Annotated in this window: 12 protein-coding genes; 8 read left to right on the plus strand and 4 right to left on the minus strand. The window is 65.8% G+C overall.

Going from position 1 to position 14,399, the window contains the following annotated elements:
• Positions 1-171: 171 nt before the first annotated feature.
• Positions 172-1,710, minus strand: a complete 1,539-nt coding sequence (locus tag ACOYR4_RS10470; protein ID WP_422849478.1) for a helicase HerA-like domain-containing protein — start codon at positions 1,708-1,710, stop codon at positions 172-174.
• Positions 1,711-1,951: 241 nt separating this feature from the next.
• On the opposite strand from ACOYR4_RS10470, the gene ACOYR4_RS10475 reads away from it, so the two are divergent.
• From ACOYR4_RS10475 to rng, 7 genes are all read left to right on the plus strand, one after another.
• Positions 1,952-2,671 carry a YebC/PmpR family DNA-binding transcriptional regulator gene (locus ACOYR4_RS10475; RefSeq protein WP_087745583.1) on the plus strand — a complete coding sequence of 240 codons (720 nt, stop codon included), beginning with the start codon at positions 1,952-1,954 and terminating at the stop codon, positions 2,669-2,671.
• Between the two features lie 114 nt (positions 2,672-2,785).
• On the plus strand, positions 2,786-4,066 hold the full coding sequence (gene purD, locus ACOYR4_RS10480; protein WP_343735791.1) for a phosphoribosylamine--glycine ligase: 1,281 nt from the start codon (positions 2,786-2,788) through the stop codon (positions 4,064-4,066).
• Positions 4,066-5,046, plus strand: coding sequence for an oxygen-dependent coproporphyrinogen oxidase (gene hemF / locus ACOYR4_RS10485; RefSeq protein ID WP_422849479.1), 981 nt, complete (start codon positions 4,066-4,068; stop codon positions 5,044-5,046). Before purD ends, hemF begins: the two co-directional genes overlap by 1 nt.
• A 184-nt stretch (positions 5,047-5,230) precedes the next feature.
• Positions 5,231-6,079: a ribosome silencing factor gene (gene rsfS, locus ACOYR4_RS10490; RefSeq protein ID WP_422849480.1), complete on the plus strand. Its 849-nt coding sequence runs from the start codon at positions 5,231-5,233 to the stop codon at positions 6,077-6,079.
• A gap of 70 nt (positions 6,080-6,149) precedes the next feature.
• On the plus strand, positions 6,150-6,617 hold the full coding sequence (rlmH, locus tag ACOYR4_RS10495) for a 23S rRNA (pseudouridine(1915)-N(3))-methyltransferase RlmH (RefSeq protein ID WP_007858784.1): 468 nt from the start codon (positions 6,150-6,152) through the stop codon (positions 6,615-6,617).
• 264 nt (positions 6,618-6,881) lie between these two features.
• Positions 6,882-7,496, plus strand: coding sequence for a Maf family protein (locus ACOYR4_RS10500; RefSeq protein ID WP_060987548.1), 615 nt, complete (start codon positions 6,882-6,884; stop codon positions 7,494-7,496).
• Positions 7,497-7,520: 24 nt separating this feature from the next.
• The gene (rng, locus tag ACOYR4_RS10505; RefSeq protein ID WP_422849481.1) at positions 7,521-9,011 is read left to right on the plus strand and encodes a ribonuclease G; all 1,491 of its coding nucleotides are present in this window, start codon (positions 7,521-7,523) and stop codon (positions 9,009-9,011) included.
• 186 nt (positions 9,012-9,197) lie between these two features.
• Here the strand turns inward: rng and ACOYR4_RS10510 are convergent, their stop codons facing one another.
• The gene (locus tag ACOYR4_RS10510; RefSeq protein WP_422849482.1) at positions 9,198-9,806 is read right to left on the minus strand and encodes a glutathione S-transferase family protein; all 609 of its coding nucleotides are present in this window, start codon (positions 9,804-9,806) and stop codon (positions 9,198-9,200) included.
• Between the two features lie 94 nt (positions 9,807-9,900).
• Here ACOYR4_RS10510 and ACOYR4_RS10515 point away from each other — a divergent pair, with 94 nt between their 5' ends.
• Positions 9,901-10,866: a helix-turn-helix transcriptional regulator gene (locus ACOYR4_RS10515; RefSeq protein WP_422849483.1), complete on the plus strand. Its 966-nt coding sequence runs from the start codon at positions 9,901-9,903 to the stop codon at positions 10,864-10,866.
• 7 nt (positions 10,867-10,873) lie between these two features.
• Here the strand turns inward: ACOYR4_RS10515 and ACOYR4_RS10520 are convergent, their stop codons facing one another.
• Together ACOYR4_RS10520 and ACOYR4_RS10525 are read right to left on the minus strand one after the other, a co-directional pair.
• Positions 10,874-11,596 carry a response regulator gene (locus ACOYR4_RS10520; protein ID WP_422849484.1) on the minus strand — a complete coding sequence of 241 codons (723 nt, stop codon included), beginning with the start codon at positions 11,594-11,596 and terminating at the stop codon, positions 10,874-10,876.
• Between the two features lie 21 nt (positions 11,597-11,617).
• Entirely contained in the window at positions 11,618-14,344 is a 2,727-nt protein-coding gene (locus tag ACOYR4_RS10525; protein WP_422849485.1) for a DUF4118 domain-containing protein, read from the minus strand.
• Positions 14,345-14,399 lie beyond the last annotated feature (55 nt).

The following is a 14,399-nucleotide window of genomic DNA, read 5'->3' on the forward strand; positions in this document are numbered from 1 at the left end:
TTCTTTTTGTTGTTGTGTATGGCGATTTCACGGCAGCCATGTGACTGATTTGTGACGACTTGCAGGGTGTCGTCAAACCGTCACAGGCGCCATGTGATGCGCTTTTGCAAGAGAGGCAAGCCGCAGGGGGAGAGGCGCCGGTTGATGAAGCCGGGCGCCATACCAACGGAGTTAACGGCGCTTGCTGCCGCCGCCAAAGATGCCGCCCAGCACACCCCGCAAAATCTCCTTGCCAATTGTGGTGCCCATGGTACGCACGGCGGACTTGGCCATGGTTTGCGCCAGGCCATCGCGTTTGCCGCCGCGCGGGCCGGTGCTGCCAAACAGCACATCGTTCAGCCCGCCCAGCAGGCCCCCGCCTTCTTCGGCGGGCGTGCCGGCGGCCACCTTGCCGTTGCCGCCGCCCGCTGCATTGCCTGCCTGCGTGCCTGCTTCAGCTGCGCGGCCCTTGAGTTTTTCATAGGCCGACTCGCGGTCCACCATTTTTTCGTACACACCCGCCACCAGCGAGCTGGCCATTAGCGCCTGGCGCTGCTGCGGCGTGATGGGGCCCAGCTGGCTGCCCGGGGGCAGCACAAACACCCGCTCTGTCACACTGGGGCGGCCCTTGGCGTCCAGAAAGCTCACCAGCGCCTCGCCCACGGCCAGCTCGGTGATGGCAGTCTCGATGTCCAGCCCCGGCTTTTGCCGCATGGTGGTGGCCGTGGCCTTCACGGCCTTCTGGTCGCGCGGGGTGAAGGCGCGCAGCGCGTGCTGCACGCGATTGCCCAATTGGGCCAGCACGCTGTCAGGGATGTCGAGCGGGTTCTGGGTGACGAAGTACACGCCCACGCCCTTGGAACGCACCAGGCGCACCACCAGCTCAATGCGCTCGATGAGCACCTTGGGCGCCTCGTTGAACAGCAGGTGGGCCTCGTCGAAGAAGAACACCAGCTTGGGCTGCTCGGGGTCGCCGATTTCGGGCAGTTGCTCGAACAGCTCAGACAGCATCCACAAGAGGAACGTGGCGTACAGGCGCGGTGAGTTCATGAGCTTGTCCGCCGCCAGGATGTTGACCACGCCATGGCCGTCCACCGTCTGCATGAAGTCCTGGATGTTGAGCATGGGCTCGCCAAAGAACTTGTCGCCGCCCTGCTGCTCGATCTGCAGCAGGCCGCGCTGGATGGCGCCCACGCTGGCGGCGCTGACGTTGCCGTACTCGGTGGTGAACTCTTTGGAGTTGTCTCCCACGTACTGCAGCATGGCGCGCAGGTCTTTCAGGTCCAGCAGCAGCAGGCCGTTGTCGTCAGCGATCTTGAACACCAGATTGAGCACGCCCAGCTGCGTCTCGTTGAGGTTGAGCATGCGGCCCAGCAGCAGCGGGCCCATGTCGGACACCGTGGCGCGCACCGGGTGGCCCTGCTCGCCGAACACATCCCACAGCGTGGTGGGGCAGGCGAGGGGTTCTGGCAGGTCCAGGCCGCGCTCCTTGAGCACCCCCGCCAGCTTGTCGCCGATCTTGCCGGGCTGGCTGGCGCCAGTCAGGTCGCCCTTCACGTCGGCCATAAACACCGGCACGCCGATGCGCGAGAAGTTTTCGGCCAGGGTTTGCAGGGTCACGGTCTTGCCGGTGCCGGTGGCGCCGGTGATAAGCCCGTGCCGGTTGGCCAGGCCGGGCAACAGGTGGCATTCGATGGTGTCGTGCTTGGCAATCAGGAGGGGTTCAGCCATTTCGGGTTTCCTCGGGGTGAGGGAACCTCTGCACGCGTCGCGCGCCGTGTGCATCTGCGGTCTAGGGCGGTCTGCTGCGTTACAAATGCTCGCAATAGCTGCGGCTATTGCTGCGCTTTGTGCCTGGCAGCCCATCCCGACCCGCAGCGCACACTTTCCGCGCGACGCTTGCAGAGGTTCCCTGGGTTCAGCAAAAAGTAAAATCTGCCAGCTAGATTAAATCAATACAAAAGGACTTCTCGTGGCAGGACACAGTAAATGGGCGAATATCCAGCACCGCAAAGGGCGCCAGGATGAAAAACGCGGCAAGATCTGGACCCGCATCATTCGTGAAATCACTGTAGCCGCCCGTGCCGGTGGCGGTGACCTGTCTGCCAACCCCCGTCTGCGTCTGGCGGTGGACAAGGCCAAGGCGGCCAACATGCCCGCCGACCGCATCAAGTACAACATCGACAAAGCCACGGGCAATGCCGAAGGCCTGACCTACGAAGAAATCCGCTACGAAGGCTACGGCATTGGCGGCGCGGCCATCATGATCGACACCATGACCGACAACCGCGTGCGCACCGTGGCCGAAGTGCGCCACGCGTTCAGCAAACATGGTGGCAACATGGGCACCGAAGGCTCGGTGGTCTTCCAGTTCAAGCACTGTGGCCAGCTGATTTTTGCCCCCGGCACCAGCGAAGACAAGGTGATGGAAGTGGCACTGGAGGCCGGCGCCGAAGACGTGGTGACCGACGAAGACGGCGCGGTGGAGGTGCTGACTGCCCCGGCCGACTTTGAAACCGTGAAAAACGCGCTGGAGGCCGCTGGCCTGACGGCCGAAGTGGCGGGCGTGACCATGCGGCCTGAAAACACGATCGAATTGACCGGCGAAGATGCCGCCAAGATGCAAAAGCTGCTGGACGTACTGGAAGACCTGGACGACACCCAGGAGGTCTACCACAACGCGGCGCTGTGACTTTGCACCCGTAGATCACCGCTTTTTTCTTGCCCTGACCTGTTTTCCGACTGATATTCCCCCGAACCCCACCCAGCAGCGCAGCGCTCTGGGCCGGGTTCACCAAAGGTTCCTATGAAAGTACTTGTGATTGGTGGCGGCGGCCGTGAACACGCGATGGCGTGGAAACTGAGCCAGTCCCCCAAGGTGACCAAGGTGTATGTTGCACCCGGCAACGGTGGCACGGCCCTGAACCCCAAGCTCGAAAACGTGGCGATCTCTGATGTGCGCGAGCTGCGCACCTGGGCCCAGGCCGAGAAGATCGCGCTGACCGTGGTGGGCCCCGAGGCGCCCCTGGCGGCCGGTGTGGTCGATGAGTTCCGTGCCAACGGCCTGCGCATCTTCGGCCCCACCAAGGCTGCTGCCCAGCTCGAAAGTTCCAAGGCGTTCAGCAAGGCCTTCATGCGCCGCCATGGCATTCCCACGGCCGACTACGACACCTTCACCGACCCGGCAGCCGCCCACGCGTTTGTGGACCGCCTGGGCGCGCCCATCGTCATCAAGGCCGACGGCCTGGCGGCTGGCAAGGGCGTGGTCGTGGCCATGACGCTGCAGGAAGCCCACGATGCCGTGGACTTCATGCTGGTGGACAACAAATACGGCGTGACCCACAACGAAGGCGGCGCGCGCGTGGTGATCGAGGAGTTCCTGGAAGGCGAGGAAGCCTCCTTCATCGTGCTGTGCGACGGCAAGAACGTGCTGGCTCTGGCCACCAGCCAGGATCACAAGCGCCTGAAGGACGGCGACGAAGGCCCCAACACCGGCGGCATGGGCGCCTACTCCCCCGCGCCCGTGGTCACGGCCGATGTACATGCCCGCGCCATGCGCGAGATCATCCTGCCCACGATCCGCGGCATGGAAAAGGACGGCATTCCTTACACCGGCTTCCTGTACGCAGGGCTGATGATCGATGCCAAGGGCCAGCCCAAGACGCTCGAATTCAACTGCCGCATGGGCGACCCCGAAACACAGCCCATCCTGATGCGCCTGAAGAGCGACTTCAGCGACGTGATGGCCGCTGCCGCCGACGGCAAGCTCGACCAGATGGAACTGCAATGGGACCGCCGCACCGCGCTGGGCGTGGTCATGGCAGCCCATGGCTACCCGGAAAATCCGCGCAAGGGTGACCCCATCACCGGCCTGCCGGCTGAGGCGGACGATGCCGTGGTGTTCCATGCGGGTACGCAGCTGAAAGACGGCGTGGTCAGCGTGACGGGTGGCCGGGTGCTGTGCGTGACGGTGCTGGCCGACAGCGTTAAGCAGGCGCAGCAACGTGCGTACGACGTGGCACGTGGCATCCAGTTTGATGGCGCGCAGTACCGCCGCGACATCGGCTTCCGTGCCCTGAAAAGCTGATGGCAGACGCGCAAAGCCTTAACGCCGCCGACACGGTGGCCCGCGTGCGCGCTTACTTGGTGGGCCTGCAGGCGCGCATCACCGATGCGCTGGAATCCGTGGAAGGCGAGGGCGGCGCACGCTTTCTGGCCGATGCCTGGAGCAAGCCGCCCGGCGAGCCGCTGCAGGGCGACGGCATCACCAAGATCATGGAAGGCGGCCGCGTGTTCGAGCGTGCCGGTTGTGGCTTCAGCCATGTCCGCGGCCCCCAACTGCCGCCTTCGGCCACGCAGCATCGGCCCGAGCTGGCGGGTGCACCGTTCGAGGCCATGGGCGTGTCGCTGGTGTTCCACCCGCGCAACCCCTATGTGCCCACGGTGCACATGAACGTACGCATGATCGCCGCCGGTCATCCGGGGCAGGCGCCGACCTGCTGGTTTGGCGGCGGCATGGACCTCACACCGTACTACGGGTTCGAGGAAGACGCGGTGCACTTTCACCGCACCTGCCGCGATGCGCTGGCGCCGTTTGGTGACGACAAGTACCCGCGCTTCAAACAATGGTGCGACGAATACTTTTACCTGAAGCACCGCAGCGAGCAGCGCGGCGTGGGTGGCGTGTTCTATGACGATTTCTCGGAACTGGGCTTTGAGCAGAGCCTGGCCATGACGCAGTCGGTGGGCAACGCATTCCTGAGCGCCTACCTGCCCATCGTCGAGACGCGCCAGGGCATGGCCTATGGCGAGCGCGAACGCGACTTCCAGCTGTACCGCCGGGGCCGCTATGTCGAGTTCAACCTGGTCTGGGATCGGGGCACGCACTTTGGCCTGCAGTCGGGCGGGCGCACCGAGTCCATCCTGTTGTCGATGCCGCCGCTGGTGTCGTGGTCCTACCAGCGCTCTGACGCGGCCGATTCGACTGAAGCTGAGCTCACGCAGCGTTTTTTGGTGCGGCGCGACTGGCTTGCGGAGGGCGCTGTCCCTGCGTCCCGAAAGCCTTGAAAAGCGCAAAAGCTATAATTTCAATAGCTGCCCGCGCTTTTCACATGAGCGCAAGAGGCAAAAAACACCTCACACTGCTGCAGCGCCCCAGCACAACTCCCGCGCAACACCCAAGGCTCAGCCCGCTGGCTGTGCGCTGCGTTGCACGCTATATTGATTCCATTCCCTTTCTAATCACCGCCTGATGACCACCTCCACCAAATCGGAAACCGCCGCCAAAAAAGACGTCACCAAACTCCAGCGCGCCATCGTTGATGGCCTGGAAGACGTCAAGGCGCAAGACATCCAGGTTTTCAACACCGAGCATCTCTCGCCGCTGTTTGAACGGGTGATCGTGGCATCGGGTACCTCCAACCGCCAGACCAAGGCCCTGGCTGCCAGCGTGCGCGATGCGGTGAAGGAAGCCGGTTTCAGCAAGCCCCGCATCGAAGGCGAGGACAACGGCGAATGGATCATTGTGGACTGCGGCCCGGCCGTGGCGCACATCATGCAGCCCGCCATCCGCCAGTACTACCGTCTGGAAGAGCTGTGGGGCGACACACCCGTGCGCCTGAAGCTGGGCGCCGCCAAGCCCCAGTCCAGCGCCGCCACCGAACTGGCCGAGAAGAAGTCGGCCCAGAAGGCTGCCAAGGCCGCAGGCAAGGCGCCCGCCAAGAAGGCCGCCACCTCCACGGTGGCCGCCCGTTCTGGCAAGGCCACCGTCAAGGCGGTCGCCAAGACCGCTGCGAAGACTGCAGCCAAAACAGCACCGAAGCCTGCAGCAAAAACTGCGGCCAAGGCCGCACCCGCAAAGTCTGCCGCCAAGACCAGCGCTACCAAGCCAGCCAGCAAGACCCCGGGCGCAGTAGCCGCCAAGAAGCCCGCCACCAAGACCCCCGTCAAGACCGTTGTGGTCAAGCCCGCTGGCGCCAAGAAGCCTGCTGCCAAGAAGTCGCCGGCAGCCAAGTCCCCTGCACGGGCAGCCGCCAAGCCAGCTTCCGCATCGGGCTCCAAGCCGGCGGCCAAGAAGGCGCCTGCTCGTAGCAAGGGCTGATCCGTTTCCGCAGCGGTGCCCCTTTCGTGGCGCGCTGCGGTAGCTGCCCCTCACGCATCCAGGTTGATCCATGAAGCTGCTCATTGTGGCGGTCGGGCAGCGGGTGCCCGACTGGGCGCAGACCGCGTACGACGACTACGCCAAACGTTTCCCGCCCGAACTCAAGGTCGAACTCAAGGCCGTCAAGACCGAGCCTCGCGGCTCCAAGACGCTGGAGACGCTCTATGCCGCCGAGCGCGAGCGCATCGAGGCCGCCATTCCGCGCGGCACGCGCGTGGTGGCACTGGACGAGCGAGGCACCAACCTCACCACCAAGGCCCTCGCCGAACGGCTCAAGGGCTGGCAGCTGGGCGGTGACGATGTGGCGCTGGTCATCGGCGGCCCCGATGGGCTGGACCCCGCCTTTCGGCAGGCGGCGCACGAGCGGATTCGCCTGTCGGACCTGACCCTGCCGCACGCCATGGTGCGCGTGCTGCTGATCGAGCAGCTGTACCGCGCCTGGTCGGTGAATGCCGGGCATCCCTACCATCGTGAATGAAGCAGGCCCTTTGTGATGCTGGTCTGTGTTACTCCTGTTTTCATAGCTGCTAGCGCTTGATGAATAAGCGTATGGGATGTCCTACATCACTTCCTGCGGTCTGTGATAACACGGCCTCGGGCAGTCCGCTGCGTTGCTTTTCTTGCCAATAGCGGGGCTATTGGCTGCAAAAAGACGCCTTGCGGTCTATCCCGATCCGCGCCACCACCGACTTGCGAGGGTGATGCAAGACATCCCTAGCCGATTTTTATTCAAAATCCGTTCATGCCCGACTTCATCTACCTCGCCTCCCAGAGCCCACGCCGTCGCCAGTTGCTTGAACAGCTGGGCGTGCGGCACGAGTTGCTGCTGCCCAATGTGGAGGGTGACGAGGCGGAGGACGCCGAAGCCATCGAGGTGGTACTGCCCGGCGAGGCGCCCACGGCCTATGTGGAGCGCGTGACCGCTCTCAAGCTCGACGCGGCCGTAGCCCGGCGTGCACGGCGCCAGTTGCCCGATGCGCCCATCCTGTGCTCCGACACCACTGTGGCGCTGGGCCGCACTATCTACGGCAAGCCGGATGATGCCGCCCATGCGGCGCGCATGCTGGCCGAGTTGGCGGGCCACGAGCACCGCGTGCTCACCGCCGTGGCGCTGCAGGTGGGGGCCAAGCGGCTGACGGCCCTGTCGGTGTCGCGCGTCACCTTCGCTGCCATGACCTCGGCGCAGATCGATGCGTATGTGGCCACGGGCGAGCCGCTGGGCAAGGCGGGCGCCTACGGCATCCAGGGCAGGGCGGCGGCGTATGTGGAACACCTGGCGGGCAGCTATTCGGGCATCATGGGGCTGCCGATGTACGAGACCGCACAGCTGCTCCGTGCCGCAGGCTTCCCCCTATAAGCAAGAACAACAGGTTCCAGAGCCATGCAACAAGACATCCTGATCAACTGGTCGCCCCAGGAAACCCGTGTGGCCATCGTCGAGCACGGCGCCGTGCAGGAGCTGCATGTGGAGCGTACGCTGGAGCGTGGCCTGGTGGGCAACGTCTACCTGGGCAAAGTCTCGCGCGTGCTGCCAGGCATGCAGTCCGCTTTCATCGACATCGGGCTGGAGCGCGCGGCCTTCTTGCATGTGGCCGATGTGTGGCAGCGCCAGCCCGATGGCGAGCCGCCCGCATTCGCCCGCAAGAATGAGCCACAGGTGCCCATCGAAAAGCAGGTATTCGAAGGCCAGGCGCTCATGGTGCAGGTCATCAAGGACCCCATCGGCACCAAGGGCGCGCGGCTGTCCACGCAGATCAGCATCGCAGGTCGCCTGCTGGTGTTTTTGCCGCAGGACGACCATGTGGGCGTGTCGCAGAAGATCCCGCCCGCCGAGCGCGATGCCCTGCGCGCGCGGCTGCAGGCGCTGGTGGGCGACAAGTCCACGGGCGGTGGCGGCGGCTTCATCCTGCGCACCAATGGCGAAGACTCCACCGATGCCGAGCTGGCTGAAGACATCGCCTACCTGCGCAAGACCTGGGCGCGCATCAAGGAGGCATCGCTCAAGCTGCCCGCCATGTCGCTGCTGCACCAGGACCTGGACCTGCTGCAGCGCGTGCTGCGCGATCTGGTGGGTGATCACACGCAGACCATCCGCATTGATTCGATGGAGCAGTTCCAGCGCCTGCGCGCTTTCGGGCAGGAGTTCATGCCCGCAGCCGCCGGCAAGCTGCAGCACTACAAGGGCGAGCGGCCCATCTTTGACCTGTACTCCATCGACGAAGAGGTGGCAAAGGCGTTGGGACGCCGGGTGGACCTGAAGTCGGGCGGCTACCTCATCGTGGACCAGACCGAGGCGCTCACCACCATCGACGTGAACACCGGCGGCTATGTGGGTGCTCGCAATTTTGACGACACCATCTTCAAGACCAACCTGGAGGCCGCGCAGGCCATTGCGCGCCAGCTGCGCCTGCGCAATCTGGGCGGCATCATCGTCGTGGACTTCATCGACATGGTGCGCGAAGACCACCAGCAGGCCGTGCTGTCGGAGTTCAAAAAGCAGCTGGCCCGCGACCGGGTCAAGACCATGTCGTCCGGCACCTTCTCGCAACTGGGCCTGGTGGAGATGACGCGCAAGCGCACCCGCGAATCCCTGGCCCACATGCTGTGCGAGCCCTGCGAGGTGTGCCAGGGCAAAGGCAGCGTGAAGACCGCGCGCAGCGTTTGCTACGACATCCTGCGCGAGATCCTGCGCGAAGCGCGCCAGTTCAACCCGCGCGAGTTCCGGGTGGTGGCGTCGGCCCGGGTGGTGGAGCTGTTCCTCGACGAGGAAAGCCAGCACCTGGCCGGGCTCTCCGATTTCATAAAGAAACCGATCTCGCTGCAGGCAGAAAGTGCGATGGGGCAGGAGCAGTACGACATCGTGCTGCTGTAGCAGCAGCGTTGATCGACTGCGCGTTCAGAGGCTGAGAGTTTTTTAGCCGAGCCCGAAAGGCGCGCGAAAACGCCTCGGATCGAGGCGCAAAGCACAGCCATAGCTCGGGCTATGGCGAGTATTTGCAACGAAGAGCCGGGGCGTTTTCGCGTGCAAAGCGGGCATGGATAAAAGGCTCTCAGCCTCTCAGGCCTCGATCTGCATCGATGGGCGCGCCTGCACCCGCGCCAGCCACGCCTGCACATGCGGGTGTGCGTTAACAGGGGCACCCAGGTACACGCTGTAGCCCAGCACCGAGCCCACCACCAGATCCACCAGCGAATAGTCCGCGCCCAGCATCCAGGGCTGGGCTGCCAGGCGGGCATCCAGCAGGGTGAGCAGGTCGTTCAGCCCCGCTGTGGCTGCCTGTGCATGGGCAGGGCTGCGCAGCGCCTCTTCGCCCTGCGTGGCCAACTGCAGGCGCACCAGCACCGTGCCATAGGTCACGTACGCCCAGGTGCACCACGACAGCGCCTGCAACGCCTCGGGCGTGCCGGCGGCAGGCCACAGGCCGCGCTCTACGCCAAAACGGTGGCCCAACCACAGGTGGATGGCCAGGGCCTCAAACATCGGCGCGCCGTCCACCGTCAGCGTGGGCACCTTGCCGTTCGGGTTGAGGGCGAGGTAGTCGGGGCGGCGCTGCTCGCCGGTGCGGATGTCGATCTTGATGCGCTCATGCGGCACACCCAGTTCGGTGAGCGCGCAGGCGATGGGGGTGGCGCTGGACATGGGGTGCCAGTAAAGGACGATGGACATGAAGAACTCCTTGCAAGTGGTGGAAGAAAAGGTGGAGTCACTGTAAGAACCATTGCGGACAATTTCAGTCCTCGATTCAACGTACAGTGGCGGCATGCTCACCTCATCCACCCGCCTGTTGCGCCTGCTGTCACTACTGCAAACCCGCAGCCACTGGATGGGGCCCGAGCTGGCCGAGCGGCTGGAAGTGCATCCGCGCACGCTGCGGCGCGACATCGACCGCCTGCGCCAGCTGGGCTACCCGGTGCAGGCCAGCAGTGGCGTGGCGGGCGGCTATGCCTTTCGCGCGGGGCAGGCGTTGCCCCCGTTGCTGCTAGACGATGAAGAAGCCCTGGCCGTATCGATTGCGCTGCGCACCGCCACTGCGGGTGCCGTGGGCGGCATTGAAGAGCCCGCCTTGCGCGCCTTGGTGAAACTGGAGCAGGCCATGCCCCTGCGGCTGCGTGAGCAGGTGGACGCGTTGCGCTCCACCATCCTGCCGCTGGACCGCACCGGGCCCGTGGTAGAGGCCTCGCTGCTGGCCACGCTGGCATCGGCCTGCCGCGACCAGTTGCGGCTTGGCTTCTCGTACGAAGACGGCAAGGGGCGCGCTACCCAGCGCTCGGTGGAGCCACAGGGCGTGGTGCACACTGGCATGCGCTGGTACCTGGTGGCCTGGGACTGCGACCGTGGCGACTGGCGCACCTTCCGCATCGACCGCATGGTGGCAAAGCCCGAAGTCGGCGCGCATTTCTCGCCGCGCCCCGGGCCGGACGGCGGCGACCTCAAGGCGTATGTGTCCCGCTCCATCACTGCAGCGCCGCACCCCGACCAGGCGCGGGTGGTGCTGCATGCACCTTATGCAGAAATGGCGCGGCGCATTCCGCAGTCGGCCGGTGTGGTCACGACGCTGGCCGATGGGCAGCAGTGCCAGCTCGAATGCACCGCCAGCGATGCGCTGGTGTTCTGGCTCATGGCGCTGGAGGTGGAGTTTGAGGTGCTGGCGCCCGCGTCGCTGCAGCAGCGGCTGCGCGTGGCGGGGGAGCGGGCTTTGCGCTGCACTGGTGCGCGCAGTTCGTGAGTGGGCGTCAGGGTACGAACCGGTACCCAATGCCCGCCTCAGTCCGCAAGTGCCGGGGCATGGAGGCGTTGTCCTCCACCTTCTTGCGCAGGTTGGCCATGTGCACGCGCACGTAGTGCGTGTCTTCAGCATGGCCTGGGCCCCACACGGCCTTGAGGAGCTGTGCGTGGGTGATGACGCGGTCGGGCTGGGAGGCCAGGTAGGTGAGCAGCTTGTATTCGATGGGCGTGAGGTGCAGGGCCTCGCTGTCATTGCCTTCACCATTGCCGCCTGTGCTGCGCTCCACGGTGCGGCGGGCCAGGTCCACGGTGATGGCCCCGAACTGGATGACGGGCGTGGCTTCGGCGCCGGATGCGCGCTGGCTGCGGCGTAACTGGGCGCGCACGCGGGCCATCAGCTCGCCCGAGCCAAAGGGCTTGACCAGGTAGTCGTCGGCCCCCGCGTCCAGCGCTGCGATCTTGCTCGCCTCGGCGCTGCGGGCTGAGAGCACGATGATGGGCATGGCCGACCAGGTGCGCAGGTCGCGGATCAAGTCCACACCGTCGCCATCGGGCAGGCCCAGGTCCAGCACCACCAGGTCGGGGCGGCGGGTACCGGCCTCTATCAGGCCGCGTTGCAGGGTGGCGGCCTCGTGCACGGTGTGGCCTTCGCTCTCCAGCGTCAGGCGCACAAAGCGGCGGATGTCGGCTTCGTCTTCAACGATGAGGATGTGGGTGGGCAGGTCGGTCATGGGGGTTGCTGGGCCGCGCGGTCAAACTTCGCTGGTGGTGTCTGCATCGGTGCCTAGGTCGGTGGGCGGTGTGCCGCGTGGCAGCAGCAGCGTAAAGCGCGCACCTGCAGGCTGCCCCTGGGCGTTGTGGATCGTATCGCCCCGGATGCTGCCGCCATGCGCCTGCACGATGGCGCGGCAGATCGCCAGCCCCAGGCCCACACCGGGTGTGGCGCTTTCGCGGGCTCCGCGCTCGAACTTTTCAAACAGCAGCTCTTCGCGGCCTTTGGGCAGCCCGGGGCCTTCGTCGGTGATGCTCAAGGCCACCGCGTCGCTGTGGGGCTGCGCGTTGATGTGGAGGGTGGTGTCTGCGGGGGTGTACTTGGCGGCGTTTTCCAGCAGGTTGACCAGCACGCGCTCCATCAGCACGGCGTCGATTTGCAGTAGCGGCAGGTCGCCCGGCAGGGTCACTTCGATACGGTGCGCGGCGATGGCTGGGGCGCAGGCGGCCAGGGCGCTGCCTACCACTTCTTCCAACGGCTGCCAGGCCTTGTTGAGCTGCACGGCCCCGGCCTCCAGGCGGGCCATGTCCAGCAGGTTGTTGACCAGCGCGCTCATGCGCTGGGCGGATTGCTGAATGGCGCCGGTCAGCTCTTGTTGGTGAGCGGGTAATGGTGGCTGCACCATGGCCAGCGATTCGGCCAGGCCGACCAGCGAGGCCAGCGGCGTGCGCAAATCGTGAGAGATGGCCGAGAGCAGCGAGTTGCGCAGCCGCTCGGACTCGATCTGCACGGTGCTCTTTTGCGCCACGTCGATGTAGTGGATGCGTTCGAGCGAAATGGCCAGCAGCGAGGCGCAGGTCTGCAGCAGGCGGCGCGGTTCTACGCCTGGTATTTGGCCTTGCGGCATGGCCACCACCAGCACGCCACGGATGCGCATGGGCGCCTTCAGGGGCAGCACCAGCGTGGGGCTGGAGTGCAAGGTGTCCGTGCCCCGGCCCGCAGGCTCGCCGCGCTCAAACGCCCATTGCGCCACAGCCATGTCCACGGGGGCGGTGCCACCGGGTAGCACCTGCAGGCGGTTGTCGTCGTCGGCCACCACCAGCGTGCTGCCCGCGCTGAATTCGCCGGTGATGAAGCGTGCGCCAATTTCCGCCACCTGTTCGGGCAGCAGCGCGGCCGACAAGTCACGCGCCATGTCGTACAGGCTGCGCACGCGGTGTTCGCGCTCTGTGGCGGCTTCGGCCTGCACCTTGAGCCCGGCGGTGAGCTGGCCCACCACCAGGGCCACCACGAGCATCACAGCGAAGGTGACCACGTATTGCGCATCGCTCACCGCAAAGTTGAAGCGGGGCGGCACAAAGAAAAAGTCAAAGAACCCCACTCCCAGGAACGCGGCCATGATGGCCGGGCCGCGACCAAAACGCAGCGCCACGCCCACCACAACCAGCAAGAACAGCATGACGATGTTGGTCAGCTCCAGCACGTTGGCCAGCGGTGTCGCAATGACAGCGGCGATGCAGCAGGCGAGCGCGGCGGCGATATAGCCCGGCCAGAACGCCGCGCGAGGGGCTGCGGTGCTGGTGCGGGGGGCTTTCCGGTCTGTAGCGGCATCGCGGCCAGGCAGTGCGCCCACCTGCAGCAGGTCCAGGTCGCTGGCACTTTGTCCGATCTGCTCGGCCAGCGTGGCCTGCCACGGCCAGCGCCGGGTGCTGCGCCCCATCACCACGCGCACCAGGTTGTGTTCACGTGCGTAGCGTACCAGGGCCTGTGCGGGCCGGGCGGCGGGCAGCACGGCGCAGGCGGTGGCGCCCAGTTGCTGGGCGATCTTCAGGGTGCGCTCCACCTGCGGGTGCAGGGTGGCCGACTGGCCTTGCTGCTCGGGCGTTTCCACATGCACGGCGTGCCAGGGCAGGTCGAGCTGGGCGGCCAAGCGGGCGCAACTGCGCACCACTTTTTCGGCGTTGTCGCCCGTGCCCACACAGGCCAGCAGGGCCTCGCGGTTGGGCCACACGGCCTCATGCGTGGTGCTGCTGGCGCGGCGGTAGGCGCGCATTTCGTCGTCCACCCGGTCGGCGGTGCGGCGCAGGGCCAGCTCGCGCAGGGCCAGCAGGTTGCCTTTGCGGAAAAAGTTGGCGGCGGCGCGCTCGGCCTGCTGGGGCAGGTAGACCTTGCCAGCTTTGAGGCGCGCCAGCAGCTCGTCGGGCGGCAGGTCCACCACCACCACTTCGTCGGCCGCGTCAAAGAACTGGTCGGGCACCGTCTCCCACACGCGGATGCCGGTGATGCCGCTCACGATGTCGTTCAGGCTCTCCAGGTGCTGCACGTTCATGGTGGACCACACGTCGATGCCTGCGGCCAGCAGTTCTTCGGCGTCTTGCCAGCGCTTGGGGTGGCGCGATCCGGCCACATTGCTGTGGGCCAGCTCGTCCAGCAGCACCAGGCCCTCGGGGTTCGCAGCGCCCCAGGCCAGGGCGGCGTCCAGGTCAAACTCGGGCAGGGTGCGGTCTTTGTAGGGCAGGGCGCGCAGCGGCAGGCGCGGCAGATGTGCGGTCAGCGCCTCGGTGTCGGTGCGGCCATGCGTTTCGACCACGCCGATGGTGACGGGCAGGCCCTGCGCCTGCGCCGCCCGGGCGGCGGACAGCATGGCAAAGGTCTTGCCCACCCCGGCGCAGGCGCCAAAAAACACCTTGAGCCGCCCGCGCTGCTGCTGGGCCTGCTCTTGCTGGATGCGCTGCAGCAGCGCGTCGGGGTCGGGGCGATCCTGCATGGCTACAGTGTATCCATCAATTTGTATTCAAATTGGCCTCTGGCGCTTATTCATC

Source organism: Acidovorax sp. M14 (genome assembly GCF_049331375.1).
Classification (GTDB): Bacteria; Pseudomonadota; Gammaproteobacteria; order Burkholderiales; family Burkholderiaceae_C; genus Acidovorax.

Excerpts from the sequence above, each read along its gene's own strand:
- ACOYR4_RS10470 (WP_422849478.1), bottom strand. The coding sequence starts at position 1,710 with ATGGCTGAACCCCTCCTGATTGCCAAGCACGACACCATCGAATGCCAC.
- purD (WP_343735791.1), top strand. The coding sequence starts at position 2,786 with ATGAAAGTACTTGTGATTGGTGGCGGCGGCCGTGAACACGCGATGGCG.
- hemF (WP_422849479.1), top strand. The coding sequence starts at position 4,066 with ATGGCAGACGCGCAAAGCCTTAACGCCGCCGACACGGTGGCCCGCGTG.
- rsfS (WP_422849480.1), top strand. The coding sequence starts at position 5,231 with ATGACCACCTCCACCAAATCGGAAACCGCCGCCAAAAAAGACGTCACC.
- rlmH (WP_007858784.1), top strand. The coding sequence starts at position 6,150 with ATGAAGCTGCTCATTGTGGCGGTCGGGCAGCGGGTGCCCGACTGGGCG.
- ACOYR4_RS10500 (WP_060987548.1), top strand. The coding sequence starts at position 6,882 with ATGCCCGACTTCATCTACCTCGCCTCCCAGAGCCCACGCCGTCGCCAG.
- rng (WP_422849481.1), top strand. The coding sequence starts at position 7,521 with ATGCAACAAGACATCCTGATCAACTGGTCGCCCCAGGAAACCCGTGTG.
- ACOYR4_RS10510 (WP_422849482.1), bottom strand. The coding sequence starts at position 9,806 with ATGTCCATCGTCCTTTACTGGCACCCCATGTCCAGCGCCACCCCCATC.
- ACOYR4_RS10515 (WP_422849483.1), top strand. The coding sequence starts at position 9,901 with ATGCTCACCTCATCCACCCGCCTGTTGCGCCTGCTGTCACTACTGCAA.
- ACOYR4_RS10520 (WP_422849484.1), bottom strand. The coding sequence starts at position 11,596 with ATGACCGACCTGCCCACCCACATCCTCATCGTTGAAGACGAAGCCGAC.
- ACOYR4_RS10525 (WP_422849485.1), bottom strand. The coding sequence starts at position 14,344 with ATGCAGGATCGCCCCGACCCCGACGCGCTGCTGCAGCGCATCCAGCAA.